This is a genomic window from Microvirga zambiensis WSM3693 (assembly GCF_016735695.1).
Lineage (GTDB): Bacteria > Pseudomonadota > Alphaproteobacteria > Rhizobiales > Beijerinckiaceae > Microvirga > Microvirga zambiensis.
Window position 1 is genome coordinate 42,791 of record NZ_JAERQD010000036.1, and the last position, 14,883, is coordinate 57,673.

At 61.3% G+C, this 14,883-nt stretch carries 11 protein-coding genes and 2 pseudogenes; 7 read left to right on the forward strand and 6 right to left on the reverse strand.

The annotated features are described in order from the left end of the window. Positions 1–142: 142 nt before the first annotated feature. Positions 143–2,197 (reverse strand): NAD(+) synthase, encoded by a 2,055-nt coding sequence (locus JKL46_RS23005; RefSeq protein WP_201837749.1) that lies wholly within the window; start codon positions 2,195–2,197, stop codon positions 143–145. Between the two features lie 301 nt (positions 2,198–2,498). Continuing rightward, a pseudogene (locus JKL46_RS23010) lies at positions 2,499–3,354 on the reverse strand (SDR family oxidoreductase). Between the two features lie 292 nt (positions 3,355–3,646). Between JKL46_RS23010 and JKL46_RS23015 the strand changes: the two are divergent. The 3 genes from JKL46_RS23015 to JKL46_RS23025 all read left to right on the forward strand — a co-directional run bounded on the left by JKL46_RS23015 (position 3,647) and on the right by JKL46_RS23025 (position 6,217). After that, positions 3,647–3,931, forward strand: coding sequence for a hypothetical protein (locus JKL46_RS23015; protein WP_246529473.1), 285 nt, complete (start codon positions 3,647–3,649; stop codon positions 3,929–3,931). 34 nt (positions 3,932–3,965) lie between these two features. After that, positions 3,966–4,424, forward strand: a complete 459-nt coding sequence (locus JKL46_RS23020; RefSeq protein ID WP_201837753.1) for a hypothetical protein — start codon at positions 3,966–3,968, stop codon at positions 4,422–4,424. Between the two features lie 503 nt (positions 4,425–4,927). Beyond that, positions 4,928–6,217, forward strand: coding sequence for an HD-GYP domain-containing protein (locus tag JKL46_RS23025; RefSeq protein ID WP_246529477.1), 1,290 nt, complete (start codon positions 4,928–4,930; stop codon positions 6,215–6,217). A gap of 538 nt (positions 6,218–6,755) precedes the next feature. On the opposite strand, the gene JKL46_RS23030 is transcribed toward JKL46_RS23025, so the two are convergent. The 4 genes and pseudogenes from JKL46_RS23030 to JKL46_RS23050 all read right to left on the reverse strand — a co-directional run bounded on the left by JKL46_RS23030 (position 6,756) and on the right by JKL46_RS23050 (position 10,585). Then, on the reverse strand, positions 6,756–7,001 hold the full coding sequence (locus JKL46_RS23030) for a hypothetical protein (protein ID WP_201837755.1): 246 nt from the start codon (positions 6,999–7,001) through the stop codon (positions 6,756–6,758). Then, a complete protein-coding gene (locus tag JKL46_RS23035; protein ID WP_201837757.1) occupies positions 6,998–7,747 on the reverse strand; it encodes a Crp/Fnr family transcriptional regulator in 750 nt (249 codons plus the stop codon). The genes JKL46_RS23030 and JKL46_RS23035 overlap by 4 nt, the downstream gene beginning before the upstream one ends. A 2,071-nt stretch (positions 7,748–9,818) precedes the next feature. Continuing rightward, positions 9,819–10,282 (reverse strand): annotated as a pseudogene (locus JKL46_RS23040) (LysR substrate-binding domain-containing protein). 39 nt (positions 10,283–10,321) lie between these two features. Next, the gene (locus JKL46_RS23050) at positions 10,322–10,585 is read right to left on the reverse strand and encodes a helix-turn-helix domain-containing protein (protein WP_201837763.1); all 264 of its coding nucleotides are present in this window, start codon (positions 10,583–10,585) and stop codon (positions 10,322–10,324) included. Between the two features lie 203 nt (positions 10,586–10,788). Between JKL46_RS23050 and JKL46_RS23055 the strand changes: the two genes are divergently transcribed. The 4 genes from JKL46_RS23055 to JKL46_RS23070 all read left to right on the forward strand — a co-directional run bounded on the left by JKL46_RS23055 (position 10,789) and on the right by JKL46_RS23070 (position 14,881). Next, on the forward strand, positions 10,789–11,466 hold the full coding sequence (locus JKL46_RS23055; RefSeq protein ID WP_201837765.1) for an HAD family hydrolase: 678 nt from the start codon (positions 10,789–10,791) through the stop codon (positions 11,464–11,466). 7 nt (positions 11,467–11,473) lie between these two features. Continuing rightward, on the forward strand, positions 11,474–12,421 hold the full coding sequence (locus tag JKL46_RS23060; RefSeq protein ID WP_201837767.1) for a sugar-binding transcriptional regulator: 948 nt from the start codon (positions 11,474–11,476) through the stop codon (positions 12,419–12,421). 155 nt (positions 12,422–12,576) lie between these two features. Next, the gene (locus JKL46_RS23065; RefSeq protein WP_201837768.1) at positions 12,577–13,890 is read left to right on the forward strand and encodes an extracellular solute-binding protein; all 1,314 of its coding nucleotides are present in this window, start codon (positions 12,577–12,579) and stop codon (positions 13,888–13,890) included. Next, on the forward strand, positions 13,874–14,881 hold the full coding sequence (locus tag JKL46_RS23070) for an ABC transporter permease subunit (RefSeq protein ID WP_201837770.1): 1,008 nt from the start codon (positions 13,874–13,876) through the stop codon (positions 14,879–14,881). Before JKL46_RS23065 ends, JKL46_RS23070 begins: the two co-directional genes overlap by 17 nt. Positions 14,882–14,883: the final 2 nt, after the last annotated feature.

The following is a 14,883-nucleotide window of genomic DNA, read 5'->3' on the forward strand; positions in this document are numbered from 1 at the left end:
CAATATCGGCCATCCACGACTTGGAGGGGATGCGAACGCTGCGTTGCAGAGTGCCGTCTCGGGTGTGAGGCACGTGGTTCCAAGGAACGAGGAGTCCTTGCCCTTTATGGTGAGGAGGTATCAGTGTAGCATCATCAAATCCTCAATCGTCGCTTTGATCTGGCACGTTCCGCTCGAGTTCCTCAAGCCAAACTGCTGGGCTGGCATCAGACGGCGCGCGCCAGTCGCCCCGTGGCGAGAGGGATCCGCCCGACGAGATCTTCGGCCCGTTCGGCATCGCGGTCCGTTTGAATTGGTTCGTGAAGAAGCGCCGTAAGAACAACCGCAGCCAGTGCTTGATCTCTCCGAGCTGATACGCCCGCTGCTCATGGGCAGGAATGTGCGATGGCCAAGTCCCTGCCGCGGCATCGCTCCAAGCGCACCAGGATAAATAGGCGATCCTCGACGGCCGGAACCCGTACCGGGAGAGATAGAACAGGTTGAAGTCCTGGAGTGGGTAGGGGCCGATCATTGCCTCCGTGGACTGGATCGCTCCGGCTGTCTCCTGCGGCACGAGTTCCGGTGAGATCTCGGTCGCGAGAATCGCGTGGAGGATGTCGGCCGTCGCCTGATCGACGTCGCCTGAAGCGGCTACGAAGCGGATGAGATGTTGGATCAGGGTTTTCGAGACCGAGGAGTTGACGTTGTAGTGGGACATCTGGTCCCCGACGCCGTAGGTGCACCATCCCAGTCCCAGTTCGGAAAGGTCGCCTGTCCCGACGACAAGGGCGCGGTTGTGGTTCGCGAGGCGAAACAGGTAATCGGTCCGTAGTCCAGCCTGCACGTTCTCGAAGGTCACATCATAGACCGGCCGGCCCTCAGCAAAGGGATGGCCGAGATCGGCCAGCATCTGACGTGCGGCGGGACGGATGTCGATCTCCGAGGCAGTCACCCCCAGCGCCCGCATGAGCGCCCATGCATTGCCCTTGGTACCCTCGCTCGTGGCAAAGCCGGGCAGGGTGTAGGCCAGGATGTTGGCGTGCGGCAGCCCGGCCAAGTCCATAGCGCGGCTGCAGACGAGCAGCGCCTGGGTTGAGTCGAGGCCACCAGAGATGCCGATCACGACCTTGTCGGTGCCAGTCGCCTGAAGGCGCTTGACGAGGCCCTGGACCTGAATGTTGTAGGCTTCGTAGCAGTTCTCCGCGAGCTTAGTGGGATCAGATGGCACGTAAGGAAACCGCTCGAGCGGTCGGCGCAACGCAAGTTCATCCTTGGGCGTATCAATCGTCAGGGGAATAACCCGGAAGTTGGTCTCCGTTATGCCTTCAGCCTGCCCGCAATCGCCAAATGTGACCCGCCGACGGCGCTCCTGGCGCAGGCGGCCCAAATCGACGTCTGCTACGGCCATGGTCGAGCCCGGCGGGAAGCGTTCTGTTTCAGCGAGGCGCAAGCCATCCTCGAAGATCCCACCATGTCCGTCCCACGCGAGATCGGTCGTCGACTCGCCGGGGCCGGCTGCCGAGTAGGCGTAGGCAGATACACACCGCATCGATTGCGACGCGCAAAGAAGTCGCCGGTCTTCAGCCTTCCCGATCGTGATGTTGCTGGCGGACAGGTTGAGGATGATCTCAGCGCCGGCGAGAGCCGCGGCAGTGCTCGGCGGCTGAGGCACCCACATGTCCTCGCAGATCTCGACATGGAAGGTGAAGGGGCATGTGCCGGCGGACCGGAACTGGAGGTCGATGCCAAACGGAACGGTCGAACCCGCAAGCTGCATCGCAAGCCCTCGCAGCTGCGCACCTGGGGCGAAATGGCGGCGCTCATAGAACTCCCTGTAGTTTGGCAGGAAGGCTTTCGGAACGACACCGAGGACGCGGCCGGCATGGATGACGACGGCCGCGTTATAGAGCCGCCCTGCGGCCCGCACGGGAGCACCGACGCAAAAAGCCGGGAAGAGGTCTGTACTGTCCTCAGCAAGCCGGGCAATCGCCGCTTCGACGGCATCCAGCAAAGCGTCCTGGTGCAGCAGATCGTCGATGGCGTAGGCCGACAGGCCAAGCTCGGGGAAAACCATGAGGGCGATCCGATCTTCATGCCCCTGGCGCAATAGCTCCAGGGTCCGCTCAGCGTTGAAGGCCGGGCAGGCGACCTCGATGCGCGGCACGCAGGCTGCGATGCGGACGAACTCATGGCTGTAGGGCGAGAAGAATGAGGTCATTAGGGTTGATTGCCTTATATGCCGGAGCAGAGCTTCGTCATGGCATATGGCGCAGTCATACCGAGGCGACGAGGGCTCCTAGGATCCCGATGGGTCGCTGCTGCTACTCCTTATCTGGCATAGCGTTGCGGAGTTATGGATTCTATGTCTTACAAACTCGGCCGTTTCCGCGGAGAGTTCTCGTGGGCCTGCAGGAACATCGTTGACCGAACCTCTTGCCCTCAAGGGGAGACCGCCAGATCGCGCTCCGACGGGCTTTTCGCTTGGTGGCTCCCAGTGGAGTAGGGCAACCCGGTTGCTCTTACAAGATCGGCTTACCGCCGGTGACTGCGATGGTCGCACCCGAGACATAGCTGGCCTCGTCGGAGGCCAGCATGACGTAGACCGGAGCCAGCTCGGCCGGCTGGGCCGGGCGCTTCATCGGCACCTGCTCGCCGAAATGCTCGACCTTCTCCTTCGGCATCGTCGACGGAATCAACGGCGTCCAGACCGGACCCGGAGCGACGCAATTCGCTCGAATGCCTTTTTCGGCAAGGAGTTGCGAAAGGCCTGCAGTGAAGTTCTGGATCGCCCCCTTTGTGGTGGCATAGGCCAACAGCTGTGGGCTTGGGGTGTCCGCGTTCACGGAGGCTGTGTTGATGATCGCGCTGCCTGGGTTCATGTGCGGCACGGCTGCCTTGGTAATGTAGAACATCGCCGAGATATTGGTGGCGAAGGTCAGGTCCCACTCTTCGTCTGAGATATCCTCTATCGCCTCGAAGCTCATCTGGTGCGCAGCGTTGTTCACGAGTACATCGATCCGACCAAACGCACCAACGGCTTGCTGCACCAGATTGCGGCATTGGCCAGCCTTCGAAATGTCACCTGGAACGAGCAGGCATTGCCGGCCCGCCTCCGACGAGCCGCTTGGTTTCGGCCACGTCCTCGTCCTCGTTCAGGTAAGATACGAGAAGGTCCGCACCCTCCCGCGCGAAGGCGATCGCCACGGCACGTCCGATGCCGGAATCGCCGCCGTTCAGCAGGACCTTCTTGTTCTTCAGTCGGCCTGAGCCCTTGTAGCTGTCCTCGCCATGATCGGGCCTCGGCCGCATCGCCTCGGTGGAGCCTGGAACCGGCTGGGATTGGCTCTCGAAGGGCGGTTTGGGATAGGCGGTCATGGTCAAACCTCATCGGTGGAGACGTCATTGCCCTAACCGGTCGGCCGCCAATTTGTTCGATCATTCTCGGCACTCCTGCCAGGTCTGCAGGCATAAGGAAGGCCGTTAACCACGCGCTAACCGTGTTTTACGGAATGGGCTTGATGCGGGTCAGATCCACCCGGACGGCAGGAACTGTCAGGACCACCCCGGGCTTTGTTTGACATGCCGGGTGCGACGACAACCGGCTCCCTTCTCCAATCGAGGTGCTATTATGCGGCTAACTTTCGCAGTGTTTGCGACGTCTTTCGTCATGTCTTCATCTGCTTTCGCTCAAGTGCCGGGCGAGGTCGAGGCGTGTCGCTTGTCGGGTCTCGCCACAATCAAGAAGCGCTCGCCCTCCCTCGACCAGATCACATTCGACATGGAATCGCTCGCCGTCTCGAAGGCCAACACCAAGGTCGGCGACACGCCGATCAAGATGGTGGTGATGGGCGACGCCTATCTCCAGCGCGACAAAACCGACAAGCCCAATCGCTTCGTCTGTCTTCTCAGCGACGAGGGCGAGGTGGTCCTGACCTTCTTCACTGAGCAGTAGTCCAATCCGCTCTCGTGTTCCTTGGAGTGCGTTCATGTCCACGATCTCCCGCCGCTCGTTGCTGTCTCTTGGCCTTGCTGCCACTTCCATCTCACTTGCCGGTTGCTCGGGATCCTCCTCAGGCGGGCCGATCTTCGGCGGATTGCTCGACGGTACTGGCTCACGCCGACGCCTCAGCGGCCGTACCCTCAGCAAGCCGAACTATTCGGTCGTGTACGCAAGCTATCCTGGCGAGCCGGTTCCAGTGAAGGCGTTCGATTACTCCCAGGTGGACTTGGTCTATCTGCGCCAAGAGGTGAATATCTCGGGCAGGAGGATCCCGGCACCGTGGTCGTCAATCCGGCCTCGCACCACCTCGTCTTCGTCGACGCCCGGCAAGGCTACGCGCTACGGCGTCGGACGCGAAGGCTTCGGCTGGTCGGGCACCGCCGAGATCAACATGCGCCGGACGTGGCCGGACTGGGTCCCGCCCAAGAAAAATGGTGGCGCGTGATCCGGCAATCCGAGCACAGCTCGTGTCGACCTCACGGGGCAAGGGCGGAACAGGGCTATGCCACCGGTGAGCCGGACAATATGATGAGCTGGCGGGTGAACTAATGTGGTGGCCTCTGTCCCAGCCAAGCATCCCACAATGCTCGCAGGGCGATAGCGTGGCCTGAAACGTCCGAGCCAACATCCCCTTGGCAGTAGCGTTCGCCGTTGCAGGCGAGCCCAATGGTCGGCGATGGTTATAGCGCAATCTTGGACATTCTGATCCTGAGTGCTGCGCGGCGGCAATGGTGCTTGGCCCGGGCCGGAAGAGGACCTTTAAGTAGAGCTTAGCACCTGCCGGTGCAGGATCACAGGATGACATCGGACATGACCCCCGTGTGCGACCGCCGGGATGCCTCGTATGGTCACGGCTCCGTGGCGTCCTCCCAAGCGCGCCTCGCCGGAATTCGATCGCCGGGCATCCGGCTGGCCGAACTCCTCGAGGCTCTCAGCTACGCGCTCGACATGACGGAAGGCCAGCCCGCCGGACACTGCGTGCGCTGCTGTTGGATCGGCATCCAGATCGGCCGCGAGGTAGGCCTATCCGAGACGGATCTCGCATCCCTCTTCTATGTGCTGCTTCTGAAGGATCTCGGCTGCTCCAGCAATGCAGCCCGCATCTGTCAGCTCTATATTGCCGACGACCTGAGCTTCAAGCGCGACTTCAAGAAGATCGGGGACAGTGCCCCCCAGGCCCTGCGATTCATTCTGGGCCACACCGGCCTCCAATCCGGTCTGGCCGACCGTTTCCGGGCAATCATGCGGATTGTGCAGAACGGCGGCGAGATTGCGCGCGACCTCATCGAGACCCGTTGTCAGCGCGGGGCGCAGATCGCGCGTCGGATGCGCTTTTCCGACGAGGTCGCGCGCGGCATCCAGGACTTGGATGAGCACTGGGACGGCCGTGGGAGGCCTCTGGGTCTGAGAGGCTTGAATATCTCGCCATTCGCCCGCATCGCGCTCCTATCCCAGATCGTCGATGTGTTCCACACCAGCGCCGGGGCCGAGGCTGCGCAGCAGGAGATCCACAGCCGCTCGGAAACGTGGTTCGATCCTGACCTCGTCTCTGCATTCGAACGGGTGTCCTCGCATCCGAGCTTCTGGACAACTCTCAAGGCCGGAAATCTGGAATCAGCGCTCTTCCTGCTTGCCCCGGCCCAACACGTCGCGATGGTCGATGAGGACTACCTCGATGACATCGCAGTTGCCTTCGCGCAGGTCATCGATGCAAAGAGCCCTTATACGCATGGCCACAGCGAGCGCGTGGCGACCTACACTGACCTTATCGCACGCGAGCTCGGGCTGAAGGGAGATCACCGCCGCTGGCTTAAGCGCGCTGCGCTACTCCACGACATTGGCAAGCTCGGCGTTTCGAACCAGATCCTCGACAAGCCCGGCAAGCTCGACGAGGCTGAGTGGACTGCCATGCGCGAGCACGCCGCCCTGAGCGAGGCAATCCTGGCGCGTATCGGGGCCTTCAGGGACCTTGCCCGCATCGTGGGGGCACATCATGAGCGCCTGGATGGCAAGGGGTACCCAAACGGACTAGCCGGCGACCAGATCGCGCTGGAAACGCGCATCATCTCGACGGCCGACGTGTTCGATGCGCTCACGGCCGAACGTCCGTATCGGGCGGCACTGCCCCTAGTAACCGTGCAGGCCATCATGGCCGGGGACGTGGGAGCGGCGCTCGATGCGCGCTGCTTCGCGGCACTCCAGTCCGCGGTGCGGAGGATTCCTACAGCGCTATCCTAATCACTCACACCATGAATCCAAGTCATATACGCCGCTCCCAGCGCTTCGCCCATAGGCTGCGCCAAGCCTTTCGGATCACCTTACGGTCGGCTGCGCACGTAAGATAACTGTCACTGGGGCTCCGGGAACTCTAAAAGTCCGAAGAGCAAAGCCAGCACCAGAGAGAGACACACAGCACCTAAGGCAGCCATGATACCCATGACGATGTTGCTTGCTCGCGCCCGTCTGGCCAAGTGAGCCTCGATCGCCTTTATCTTGCGAAGCTTCTCACGTTCGTACGGCATTGTCATGTTCGTTCCGGCATTGGCCTGATGCCAAGGCGCGAGGCTTCGGGCAAAAAAAGAGCGCCATTTTTGAGGGGGCGCTCTAGGAACCGGACCTTAGGGGCAAGGGAAGGTCAGGGATGAAATGGCCTTTAAACCGAAAGTTGATCTTCGCGTCCTGCACAAATGTTAATGGCACACGCATTATTGTGCCGATTGGCGTGACATCTTGGTGCGTAAAGCTGATATCGGCTGCGAGTTTCCGATAAGGCTGCCTAGTGCTCCCCTGCGAGCCGCTGACGGATCCACCTTTGAGCGGCGTCCAGATCACCGACTCTCGGCGGATCGCGTGTTTCCGCGCGCCCGAACCCCGCCTCGAGATACCAATATCCGGATAGGTCACCATACTGGTCGCCGAGCTGGGTCAGCACCGCCAGAAGCTGCTGCTCCTTATCAAAGACCAGCATGCCCTCCTCATTGAGGACATTGGCAACGCGCACCGTCTGAAGCGTAAAGGTCATGCGACGGCCTGTTCATTCCTCAGATGAAGGTAGAGCGGGTCGAAATCACCTGCCTGCCTTAACCTTTCCCAGTCAGGAATATTCAGCCGGTCGCCCTTCAGCTCGATAAGGCCGTCGGCGCGCATCTCCTGGAGAACCCGGTTGACATGGACCGTCGAGACGCCCAGCGCATCGGCAAACTCAACCTGGGTGATCGGCAGACCACAGCCACGATCGTCAGCCAGGCCCACCACCCTCAGACGCACCAGCATCTCACACAGGAGATGCGCCATGCGCGGGTAGGCCTCGCGCCGACCGACATTGAGCACCCATTCGCGAAAGATGGCTCCCTCGACCAGCGTCTCGCGCCAGAACGCTGCCGTGAGCCTGGGGTGGCGCATGCAGAGATTCCATAGCGCCTCATGGGTGATGAAGCCAATACTGCATGGGGTCAGGGTCGTGATGCTGAAATCGAGCACCGTCAGGTGCAGGCTCTGGATATCCGGCGTGTCACCTGCGATGCAGAACTTCACGATCTGGCGCCTGCCGTCCCCGGTCATCTTGTAGGTGCAAGTGAAGCCGCTTAGGACGGCGAACGACCGGGAGGGGCGGTCGCCTTCGCGCACGATGTCCTGCCCCTCCTTGATGAGAGCCATCTGCATCGGCAGGTCAAGCAGCGCCTGCCGCTCGTCATCGGTCAGGCTGAGGATGCTCTCCAGCTTGCGGACGAGCGGATTGAAATCGGATCGAGAAGCTGCTGGCAACATGACGTTCTCTATTCCGCAGTTGGGAGCTTTTCTGTAGTTCCCACTCCCGGCACCCTGGCCATTGCTGATGATACTGTCACTCTTCCAGACAGGTGAACGCCTGTCCTTGATCCATGTTACTTTTTGCGAACTCGTTCAGCCGATGCTTCCAATGTGAGGCATCCGTACGAGTCTATGAAACGCCGAGCCACCTATTCCGAAGAATTGGTAATCGGAGCCACTCAATAGGCTGGCTAATAATGGTGACAGCTTTGCAACGATCCTGCCAAAAACTCCCGTCACGTTCAACCTGGTTGAAGGCCGATAGCCTACAGAGGTCGCATCCTCGACAGCGCGGATAGGTCCTAACTAGACCCTTTTCGGCATCGATCCTCGAGAAGGCATAGGCTTCTGGATTGCAAAAGCTCCCTCGTTGGTTCTCGTCAGCGAGGGAGCTTTTTTATCAGTCAATTCTGGCTTGGGAGTACTGTAAATCTCCTGTCCCGTTTAACTCTGGTTAGTGGGAGCTCTAATGAAGCAACGTAGGCTTCGCGTGTTCCTCCAGTCGATCTCCCTCTGGATCCCTGCTCCCTCCCGGCTTCACTCTCTTGCCGGCGAGGGAGCTTTTTCATGAGAGCAGGCCGGCCGAGGATGACGCCACTCCCGGCCTCTCCGATCGGTCTTGAGCACATGGGGATTGCTGCATCAGCAGCTGGCTTGGCCCCGTCGAAGCAGGTCCAGACAATTCCTGGAACGCGGAAACCCCATCCGGGATAGAGCCGGATAAAGATTTCTGTTGCCTCAGCCTGTTACGCAAAGCAGTCCGGTTTCTTTATATCGGGAGGAAATAATGGTCATTGCTGCTTCCTCGCCAACGTCGACGCCGGTCCCACAACCTCTCGACCTTTCCCAAAGCAGTGCAGGAGCTTCGGTCACACAAAAAAGTGAACGGCAGAAGGCGGCTACGCTTCGCATAGGTTAAGGCTCTGCGCTTGAATCCCGGACACTCTTTGGAGCGGGAAAGTTCGAGTTCCGTTTTTGCCCGCTACTTTAGCTCCATCGGGATAGCCTCCCCTTGGGGCTCTTTCTTGGAGTTCAGGCCACATGATTGCTCTGTTCGGCACGAGCCTCTTCCTCGTGTGTTAAGGTGAACGATAAACGCGCCTTAGGATGGCAAGAGCAGGACACTCACACGTACAATTTCTTCCAAAGCTGCATAGGGCCAGAGCTGTTCTGTGCCGTACCTTCCGAATTACCAGTGCCGAGGTTTCTCACAACGGAGCGATGGACCTTCGCCGGATCGCTTCGCCCTGACGACGTTCGCCCACCAGGTTTCGACGCGAGGGCTGCGCGTTCCGGAGCTGGTATCAATGGGTTTTACCTGTTCCATCACGCTGACCGCAAAGCCCTTACAGCTGCGGACGGGAATAATGACCTTCGTTCAAGGCAACAGGTGCGGATGGCAGTCCGAGACCACATTAAAGCACTGATACGCGGCATCACCTCTCCTCAGTCAATGCAGGGAAAGGGGACCAGAAGACCCGGCCCGGCATGAGCGCCCGAACGGGAAACGGGAAGGGCGGTTCCTGGCACTCCTGAGATGTAAGACCATATGTCCGCTTCGGCACTCAAGTGCCGACGGTCCATTGAGTATCCGAGACGTGAACGTTCGAGCCAAACCAATCATTTGTGGATTGGATCACCTACGTCGTAAGGCTGAACGAGACACCCGATCGCTCAAGTCCCCGTCTGGATAAGGGCAGTGCCCTTGCCGAAGGGCCACTCATGGCACATTTGCGAAGCAGACTGAATGTCGGCTCGACAAAGGAACAGCAGACTTCCTTGGAAGATCTGTAATTTCCTTGGATGACCCGCCGCAGAACATCGAGTGAACAGGCGCACGCCGGAATGGCGGGAGATGCCGCTCACCTCGCGGTTCCATTCAGGGCGTGCCGTGGCGTCTACGGAGCGGATCGATCGGCCAGGTATTCGGTCACCCAGTTGATGAAAGCACGCGCACGCGCGTCCAGCCTCTTCGAGGGGTACATAACGGAGATCGGCTCCGAGCTGTTGGTCCAGTCGTCGAGCACCCTCACGAGCGCCCTGATGCCACAAGGTCCTTCACCGGCGATAGATAGGTTTGGCCAATCCCTAAACCGTTGCGGAGCATGTTGACGTAGCCAGTACTATCGTTCGCCAGGACATTGGGGACATCGATTTCGACCACGTTGCCGTCCTTCTTGAAGACCATCGGCCTCTGCTCTCCCCTCAGGGCGGAAAAGTACCCGACGAGTTGGTGGCCCTGGAGAAGCTGAGAAGGCGCGACCGGCGCAGGGTGGCGTTCAAGGTAGGCAGGACTCGCACAGGTGATCAGCTTATCCTCGTAGATCGTCCTGGCGATCAGCGAGGAATCTGCAAGTCTCCCGAGTTCACGATGCAATCCACCGCCTCCTCGATCAGGACGACGGGTTTGTCGGTGATGCCGATCACCAGTTGGATGTTGGGGTAGCGCGTCCGAAATCGATCCAAGGCCGGGATCAAAAGCATGTTGGCCATGGAGGAATGCACGTCGACCCTGACCCGGCCGCTCAAGCCTCATCCCCGTTGCTGGAAGTGGGCATCGACGTCATGCAGGTTCGCCATCAAGCGACTGACGTGGCCGTAGTACTCCTCGCCTTCGGGTGTCAGGGACAGTGAACGCGTCGAACGGAGGAGAGGCTTGGTCCCGAGATGAGCCTCGAGCTGACCGAGCAGCTTGCTGGCCGTTGATTTCGGCATCGCCAGGTCCGCGGCCGCCCGCGTGATGGAGCCGGCCTCGACCGTTCGCATGAAGACCCGGATGGCAGCAAGCTGGTCCATTGGTTCGGTATAGCCTCCAGTCGCCGTTATTGTCCACGTACATGGACACTGGTTTCGTCTGAAGATACCTAATCCTCCAGCCTCCGAATGCGTAACTCAGGGCAAGCATCTTCAGGAGTTGAAGGGCCCGGCCTTTTTGGATTTGACAGGAAATCGGGTAGATGCTCTTCATGCGAGCATCCGCTCAAGATTGTTGCTGTCCCATGCCCGTCCAAAGATCGCCCTTCGACCTCGTCATTCTCGATTGCGACGGCGTACTCGTCGACAGCGAAGTCATCAGCTGCCGAACCCTGGTCGATATTCTCTCACCTCTCGATCCGAGCTACGATCTGCAGACCGTCATGCGTCGCTATCTCGGGCGCCCGTCCAGTGTAGTCGTCGAGGATTACGAGAGAATGACCGGCCGCCCGGCTTCAGGCGACTTCATGGAGGACTGGCGGGCCCGCCTGTTTGCCGCATTCGCTCGCGAGCTCCAGCCGGTCGAAGGGGTGCGCAGCGTTGTCGAGGCCTTCGCGAGCGACTATTGCGTGGCGTCGTCCAGCGACGAGGAGCGCATCGAGACCTGCCTCCGGAAGGCCGAGCTATGGGATCTGTTCGAGGGGCGGATCTTCAGCACGACGCGCGTACAGCGCGGCAAGCCGGCGCCGGACCTGTTCCTGCTGGCCGCCAGGGAGCGGGGCGTGGCGCCGGAGCGCTGCCTCGTGATCGAGGATAGCGTCAGCGGCGTGACGGCTGCGAAGGCGGCTCGAATGACGGCCTACGGCTTGGCCGCCGGCAGCCATTTCGCAGTCCTGGACCAGAGACAGGCGCTTCTTGACGCCGGAGCCGACAAGGTGCTCGAATCCTGGCGGGAACTGGCACCGATGCCCGTGGACGGCTGATTTTCCCATGGCCGACAACGACAGCGCCCGTCTCGAAGACGCCGCCCGGGCCGGCTGGCTCTACTATATCGCCGGCCGAACGCAGGATGACATTGCGCAGATCCTGAAAATATCGCGCCCGGCTGCGCAGCGCCTCGTCTCGCTCTGCCGCAGCGAGGGGCTGATCAGCTTCCGCATGAACCACCCGATCAGCGCCTGCATGGAACTCGCAGCGCGGCTGCGCGATCGCTTCGAGCTGCTGCATTGTGACGTCGCCCCCTCCGACGGCTCGGCGGAGACGAGTGCAGCCGGCCTCGCTGCACTCGGCGGCGTGCTGATCGAGCGTTGGTTGCGTTCGCGCAAGTCGCTGGTCATGGCATTGGGCACCGGCCGGTCGATGCGGGCCAGCATCGAGCGCGTTCCGCCGATGTCCTGCCCGCTGCACCGGCTCGTCTCGCTGGTCGGGACCATCTCGCCCGATGGCTCGGCCAGCCCCTTCGATACGCTGGTCAAGCTCGCCGAAATCACCCGGGCGCAGTATTTTCCGATGCCGCTGCCTCTCTATGTGTCGAGCCCCGAAGAGCGCGCTCAGCTCATCGAGATCGAGTCGATCAGGCGCATTCGCACCATCGCGAGCGAGGCCGACCTCTGGGTGATGGGCATTAGCCAGATCGGCGAGGATGCGGTGCTATATCGGGACGGCTTCATGACGCGCGGCGAGCTGCTCGACATGGTCCGCCACGGCGCCGTCGGCGAGGTGACCGGCTGGGTCTTCGATGCCGAAGGCCGATTCCTTGAGCGCGGGACCAACCTGCGCGTGACCAGCATGCCGCCGGAGCCCGGCAGTGCTCGGTTACGCATCTGCATCGGCCAAGGCCCGGCCAAGGTCGCGCCGCTGCGCGCCGCGCTGAGCGGGAGAATCGTCAACGGCCTCGTCACCGACGAGGACACCGCCCGCGCTCTTCTCGCGGACTGACCCGCTCACCAACCTTGCCCGTCGCCCTCTGCTCGCAAGCCAACACGGCGGAGCGTCATCCGTGCGTCATCAACGGTTGACATAGAAAGCCATTGTGCGAGCATGTGCTTCAATAACGAGCATATGCTCGCATAATCTCACAAGGGAGGCTTTACATGCGACGTTTCTACGGTGTGTTGGCGGGTGCGGGCGCAATGCTGTTGGCGGGGCTCTCCTCCGCGCAGGCGGCGACGGAAATCGAGTTCTGGCACGCGATGAGCGGTGCGCTCGGCGAGCGCGTCGAGGAGCTGGTCAAGAAGTTCAACGACTCCCAGACGGAATATGTCGTCAAGGCGATCGGCAAGGGCACCTATGACGAGGTGCTGAACGGCACAATCGCGGCCTATCGCGCCAAGCGCCAGCCTGAGATCGTGCAGTCGAACGAGCGCTCCTTCCTGACGATGGTCAATTCCGGCGCAATCGTTCCGACGAGCGAGCTAATGGCACAGCAGGGCCATCCGATCGACGCCTCGCAGTTCATCGCCCCGGTCGTCAGCTACTACGCGATCGACGGCAAGCTCCAGGCGATGCCGTTCAACTCCTCCACGCCGATCCTGTTCTACAACCGCGACCACTTCAAAGCCGCCGGCTTCGACAAGCCCGGCGCGACCTGGCAGGAACTCGAGCCGCAGCTCGACGCGATCAAGGCCAAGGGTGTCTCGAAATGCGCGATGGTGCTGCCCGGCGACTATGAGTGGAGCTTCCTCGAGAACTATAGCGCGGTGAACGACATACCTTATGCGACCAAGCGCAACGGCATGGATGGCCTCGACACCAGCTACGTCTTCAACAAGGGTAAGCTCGTCGGCCAGGTCGAGCGCATGAAGCGGCTGGTATCTTCCGGTGTGATGCAGCTCGCCGGCCAGGGCATCATTCCGATCCAGCTCTTCACCTCCGGCGAATGCTCGACGATCATCGCCTCCACCGCTTCGCACGCCGCCGTCGTCGCCGCCGCGAAGTTCGACTGGAGCGCGGCCGAGCTGCCCTATGAGCAGGGGGTCACCCCGAAGAACAGCGTCATCGGCGGCGCCGCGCTCTGGACACTGAAGGGGCATACGCCGGAGAAGTACAAGGCGGTCGCCGCCTTCTACGATTTCCTCGCGAAGACCGACACTCAGGTCTGGTGGCATCAGGCGACGGGCTATGTGCCGGTCACGACCGCGGCGTATGAAGCGGCCAAGGCGCAAGGCTACTACCAGAAGAACCCGACGCGCGAGATCGCCGTGGTGCAGCTGATGCGCGGCACGCCTAGCGACAATTCGCTCGGCTTCCGTATTGGCAACAGCAACCAGATCAACGTCGCGATCATGGAAGAGGTCTCGGCCGCCTTCCTCGGCAAGAAGCCGGTGCAGCAGGCACTTGACGACGCTGTGGCTCGCGGCAACGAGTCGCTGCGCCGTTACGAGCAGCTCAATGCCGGCAAGAAATAACACGGCTGCTCTCCCCGTGGCGGCCGGCGGTGGCGGTTTGCGCCTCCGCCAGCCTCTCAGGCGCCTTTTCCTCAAGAGCGCCGGCGATGCACAGTCCGAAAGCGGGCTGAAGCGTGCGCATTTCCAGGAATGGCGCTTGCCATTCTGGCTGCTGGCGCCGCAGCTCTTCATTCTACTGCTGTTCTTCTTCATCCCGTCGATCAGGGCTCTGATCCAGGCCTTCCAGCTCACCGACCCTTTCGGCGCCACAACGCAATGGGTCGGCTTCCAGAATTTCGAGCGGCTGTTCCGCAGCAGCGTCTACTGGTCCTCGGCGCAGGTCACGCTGATCTTCACCATCGCCCAGAACGTGCTGACGCTGTCGATAGCGCTGCTGCTCGCCTTCGCCTCGAACCACATCCTGCGCGGGCGCGGCGCCTACCGGACCGTGCTGCTGCTGCCCTACGCCATTGCCCCGGCGATCGCCGGCATCATGCTGGCCTTCCTGTTCAATCCCCGCGTCGGCCCCGTCGCGCACATGCTGCAGGGGCTCGGGCTGGACTGGGACCCCAACCGCAATTCCTGGCATGCGCTCTCCCTGATCGTCATGGCGGCCTCGTGGAAGCACATCTGCTACAACTACATCTTCCTCGTCGCGGCTCTGCTCTCGGTGCCGCAGTCGATCCTCGAATCCGCCTATCTCGATGGCGCGGGGCCAGTCCAGCGCTTCCTGCGCATCTCGCTGCCGATGATCACGCCGACGCTGTTTTTTCTGATCGTGATCAACTTTGTCTACGGGCTGTTTGAGACCTTTGCCATCGTCGATGCCACGACCCGTGGCGGCCCGGCCGGCGCGACCTCCATCCTGGTCTACAAGGTCTATCAAGACGGCTTCGTCACGCTTGACCTAGGCTCCTCCGCCGCGCAATCCGTCGTGCTGATGGCCCTTGCGCTACTTCTGACCTTCGCGCAGTTCCGCTTCGTCGAGCGCCGCGTGAATTACAGCGTCTAGGC

Excerpts from the sequence above, each read along its gene's own strand:
- JKL46_RS23005 (WP_201837749.1), bottom strand. The coding sequence starts at position 2,197 with ATGACCTCATTCTTCTCGCCCTACAGCCATGAGTTCGTCCGCATCGCA.
- JKL46_RS23070 (WP_201837770.1), top strand. The coding sequence starts at position 13,874 with ATGCCGGCAAGAAATAACACGGCTGCTCTCCCCGTGGCGGCCGGCGGT.
- JKL46_RS23050 (WP_201837763.1), bottom strand. The coding sequence starts at position 10,585 with ATGGACCAGCTTGCTGCCATCCGGGTCTTCATGCGAACGGTCGAGGCC.
- JKL46_RS23060 (WP_201837767.1), top strand. The coding sequence starts at position 11,474 with ATGGCCGACAACGACAGCGCCCGTCTCGAAGACGCCGCCCGGGCCGGC.
- JKL46_RS23015 (WP_246529473.1), top strand. The coding sequence starts at position 3,647 with ATGTCTTCATCTGCTTTCGCTCAAGTGCCGGGCGAGGTCGAGGCGTGT.
- JKL46_RS23065 (WP_201837768.1), top strand. The coding sequence starts at position 12,577 with ATGCGACGTTTCTACGGTGTGTTGGCGGGTGCGGGCGCAATGCTGTTG.
- JKL46_RS23020 (WP_201837753.1), top strand. The coding sequence starts at position 3,966 with ATGTCCACGATCTCCCGCCGCTCGTTGCTGTCTCTTGGCCTTGCTGCC.
- JKL46_RS23025 (WP_246529477.1), top strand. The coding sequence starts at position 4,928 with ATGACGGAAGGCCAGCCCGCCGGACACTGCGTGCGCTGCTGTTGGATC.
- JKL46_RS23055 (WP_201837765.1), top strand. The coding sequence starts at position 10,789 with ATGCCCGTCCAAAGATCGCCCTTCGACCTCGTCATTCTCGATTGCGAC.
- JKL46_RS23035 (WP_201837757.1), bottom strand. The coding sequence starts at position 7,747 with ATGTTGCCAGCAGCTTCTCGATCCGATTTCAATCCGCTCGTCCGCAAG.
- JKL46_RS23030 (WP_201837755.1), bottom strand. The coding sequence starts at position 7,001 with ATGACCTTTACGCTTCAGACGGTGCGCGTTGCCAATGTCCTCAATGAG.